Origin of the sequence: Streptomyces sp. PU-14G (genome assembly GCF_041028275.1) — a bacterium.
Taxonomy (GTDB): domain Bacteria; phylum Actinomycetota; class Actinomycetes; order Streptomycetales; family Streptomycetaceae; genus Streptomyces.
This window is the reverse complement of record NZ_JASKYT010000493.1, coordinates 1-3,987: the sequence shown is the minus strand read 5'-3', so window position 1 is coordinate 3,987 and position 3,987 is coordinate 1. Positions and strand designations below refer to the sequence as shown.

General features: G+C 73.2%; 3 protein-coding genes and 2 tRNA genes. All 5 read right to left on the bottom strand.

Annotation, left to right across the window (positions count from 1 at the left end; all coding sequences use genetic code 11):
* The coding region (locus AB8Z75_RS32165; protein WP_369208227.1) for a sensor histidine kinase at window positions 1-1,377 on the bottom strand (1,377 nt) is incomplete at its 3' end.
* Between the two features lie 116 nt (window positions 1,378-1,493).
* Complete coding sequence (locus AB8Z75_RS32160; RefSeq protein WP_369208225.1) at window positions 1,494-2,315, bottom strand: ABC transporter permease; 822 nt, start codon at window positions 2,313-2,315, stop codon at window positions 1,494-1,496.
* Entirely contained in the window at window positions 2,312-3,301 is a 990-nt protein-coding gene (locus tag AB8Z75_RS32155) for an ABC transporter ATP-binding protein (RefSeq protein ID WP_369208223.1), read from the bottom strand. Before AB8Z75_RS32155 ends, AB8Z75_RS32160 begins: the two co-directional genes overlap by 4 nt.
* 215 nt (window positions 3,302-3,516) lie before the next feature.
* A tRNA-Gly gene (locus tag AB8Z75_RS32150) sits at window positions 3,517-3,589 on the bottom strand.
* Between the two features lie 78 nt (window positions 3,590-3,667).
* Window positions 3,668-3,739 (bottom strand) — tRNA-Gly (locus AB8Z75_RS32145).
* Between the last annotated feature and the right edge of the window lie 248 nt (window positions 3,740-3,987).

The following is a 3,987-nucleotide window of genomic DNA, read 5'->3' as shown; positions in this document are numbered from 1 at the left end:
GCCTGGGGGACGGGAGTCCCCCTCGCCCGGGGGACGGGAGCCGCCCCCGCCTGGGGGGTGCTCGGTGAAGCCGGACGGCTCAGCGGTGGCCTCCTGGCCTGCGGCCGTGCCGTCCGCGGGGGCCACCCGGGCATCCTCGGCGTTCAGGGAGTCCTCCGCGTGCAGGGGGACCTCGGCGAGCAGCCGGAAGACACCCGCGGCGTCCGCGCGGGTCTGTGCCAGCGTGCCGCCGAGGGCGGCGAGGCGTTCGGCGAGGCCGGTGAGCCCCGAACCGCGGTCGGCGGCGCCCGGCTCGGCACCGTCGTTCTCCATCAGCAGAGCCACCGTGCCCGGCGCCCCCGTCGTCAGCCGGATCAGGCAGCGGGCGGCGTCCGCGTGCCGCAGGACGTTGGTGGCGCCTTCCCTGACGACCCAGCCGAGCGCGGACTGCACACTGCGGCCCATCTCCGGCGCCGTGGACTCGACGCGGCAGTCCACCCCGGCGGCCCGCAGAACGCCGCGCGCACCGGCGAGCTCGGTCGCCAGCCCGGCCTCCCGATAGCCGCGTACGACCTCCCGCACCTCGGTCTGCGACTCGCGGGCCAGCCGCTGCACCTGGAGCATCTGCTCGATGGCCGAGTCGGCGCCCCGCCGAGCCAGCTGGGTGGCCAGCTCGCTCTTGAGCGCGATCACCGACAGATTGCGGCCCATCACGTCGTGCAGATCGCGGCTGAAGCGCAGCCGCTCCTCCGCGACGGCGAGCCGCGACTGCGCCTCCCTGGCCTCGTCGAGCTCCCGCATCACGGCGAGATACCAGGCCGTGCCCCGCAGCGAGAACGCCCCGCACACGCTGGCGAACACCAGCACGAGGAAGGTGCCCGCCAGGCTCGGCCACGCCATGCCCGCCAGTGCGAAGGCGGCCAGCACCAGGGCGCTGACCACCAGCGGGACGGCCACCGCACGCTGCCGCGGCACCGTCAGCGCGTACAGCCCCGAAAGGCTCGGCACGACCGCGAACAGCGCCAACGCGGGACCGGCCGCATCCCCCGCCCAGCCGTGGACGACCATCACCACGAGCACAGCCGTCTGGAGGGCGAAGACGGCCAGACCGGCGGCCAGCAGGCGGCGCGGCGCCTCGTCCCCACCCAGATAGCACTCCATGGCGACCCGCAGCCCGCGCACGCTCAGGCCGCCCTGCACGAGCGCCAGCACGGCCACCGCGACGCCGAGCGACATCGGCAGCCGGTCGCGGGAGATGTCGGCGAAGAACCCGGGCATGCCCCCCAGGTAGTAGATGGCCGGCGTCAACAGCAGCAGCCAGCGCGTCGACGCCTCGACCTGCGCCAGTCTGCTGCGCTTCTGCCAGTCGTGCCGCTTCTGCCGACCCCAGCGGAGCATCGACGACCGCCTCCTGTCCCCGTTCCGCCTCGCCTACGGTCCTCACACGGTACGTGCCACCACGGGCCCGGCCCCGGCGTCCACCACCGGGGCTCAGGCGCCGCCGACCCGCCGACTCAGCGTCGCGGCTCCCAGCGGAAGCGCTTGCGCAGCGCGTAGCCGCCCAGCGCGGTCCAGCCGACGGCGACCGCCAGCGCCCGCAGCGTCTCCATGCCGCTCATCTGCTCCGTCCAGGCACCCCGCAGCAGATCCGTCACCGGGGTCATCGGAAGCCAGCGGCACACCTCGGCGAGCGTGTCGGGGAAGACCTCGAGTGGAACGAACAGCCCCGACCCCGCGAACGTCGCCAGCATCAGCGGCATCGGCGTGAGCTGGGCCAGCTCCGCGGTGCGGGTGAGGGCGGCGGAAGCGGCGGCCAGCGTGACCATCATCAGCGTGCCGAGGAGCAGACCGGCCACCAGCAGGTCGGGACGGGACGGTATCCCCACGTCGAGCAGCAGCGCCCCACCGATCAGCAGCACGGCCGACTGGAGGACACCGATGGCCACGGAGGGCAGCGCGGCGGCGCCGAGGATCTCCAGGTCGGTGGCCTCGCCCGTACGCAGCCGCTTGAGCACCAGCTCCTCGCGGCGGGCGACGTAGACGCCTATGAGATTGCTGTAGACGGCGAACAGCAGCACCATCCCGACCGTCCCCGGCAGCACGGCCGTGCCCACCGACAGGCCCGTGCCGGACAGATCGGCCTGGTCGGCGGCCGTCTTCGTCGAGAACGTCAGCACCACGGGCAGCAGCAGCGCCACGAAGAGCGACGTCCTGTTGCGCACCAGCAGCGTCAGCTCCGCGCGCGCCAGCGCCCGTATGCGACGCGGCGAGAGCGTGCTCGCCCGGCCGCCGGCCGGCTTCAGCGGGTTGGTCGTCGTCGCGCTCGTCGTACTCATGCCCTGGCCCCCGTAACCGTCACCGTGCTCGCGTGTGTGCTCGTGTCCCCGCCGCCGTCCTGCGGCCGGTTGCCCGCCTGGGCGATCTCCAAGAACGCCTCCTCCAGCGACGCGGACCGCGCCTGCAGGCTCTCCAGGCGCACACCCGTCTCCCGCGCCCACAAAAGCAGATCCGTCAGCACCGGCTGGAGATCGTGCGTGCGCACCGAGACCCTGCGCCCCTCCACGGCCGCCGGAACACTCAGCGGAAGCTGCCTGGCCTGCACGTGCTCCGGCAGCCGGAACGAGATCCGCGACGGCCGCTCCGCCACCACCTGCTCCGTCGTCCCCGCCGCCACGACCTGACCGGCCTGCATGATCGCCAGCCGGTCGGCCAACTGCTCGGCCTCTTCCAGGTAGTGCGTCGTCAGCAGCACCGTCGTGCCCTCGGCGCGCAGCTCACGCACCAAAGCGGCCATGTCCCGGCGCCCTTCGGGGTCCATGCCGGTCGTCGGCTCGTCCAGAAAAAGCACCTCCGGGCGCCCGATCAGCGCCAACGCGAGGTCCAGCCGCCGCCGTTCACCACCCGACAGCTGCTTGACGCGGACGTCGCACCGCTTGCCCAGCCCGACCAGTTCGAGCACCTCGCGCGGCGGCCGGGCCTCACTGGTGACCCCCGCCCACATCGTCGCCGTCTCGACGACCGTCAGCTCCGAGGGGAAGCCGCCCTCCTGCAACATGACGCCCGTGCGCGGCCGTACGTAGGCGCGCTGCGTGAACGGGTCGAACCCCAGCACCCGCACCGTGCCCGCCGTCGGCCTCGCCAGCCCCTCCAGCACCTCCACCGTGGAGGTCTTGCCCGCCCCGTTGGTGCCCAGCAGCGCGAATATCTCCCCCTCGCGTACAGAGAACGACACGCCACGCACAGCCTCGAACCCGCTGCCCGACGTGCCCCCGCCCGCCGCCTCGTAGCGGCGCCTCAGCCCTTCGACCTCTATCGCGTCCATGTCCTCAGACTCCCGCCGGCACGGGCCGGAAACGAGTGCGGGCCGTCATGGGTGCTGATGACGAATGTCATGCGGAGCCGAGGGGACCGACGGGACTGATGCTGCGAACGACGGGACGGGCACCATGACGAGGGGGCCGGCACCGCGTCGGGGCGAGTCGGGGCGGGAACCACGCGAAAGGGCCCCGGTCCGAGACCGGGGCCCTTACTGCGCTGAGCGGACGACGAGGCTCGAACTCGCGACCTCAACCTTGGCAAGGTTGCGCTCTACCAACTGAGCTACGTCCGCATGCCTCCACCCGGCTTTCACCGAGCGGCGCGACCACTACTCTACCTGATCGTTTCCGACCGGCAGTACGTAACGGAGAGCGGGTGACAGGGATCGCACACTGCGCCTCCCTCTTGGAAAGAGGGCGCTCTACTACTGAGCTACACCCGCACGCTTGCCGGTTCCCCCCTTTCGGGGTTCCCCTCGCGGCGTGCCTTGACTCTATCCGATCACCCGCCCCCTCTGGCAAGTCGCCCACTCCCCCCCCCCCCCCCCCCCCCCCCCCCCCCCCCCCCCCCCCCCCCCCCCCCCCCCCCCCCCCCCCCCCCCCCCCCCCCCCCCCCCCCCCCCCCCCCCCCCCCCCCCCCCCCCCCCCCCCCCCACTGCGCCTCCCTCTTGGAAAGAGGGCGCTCTACTAC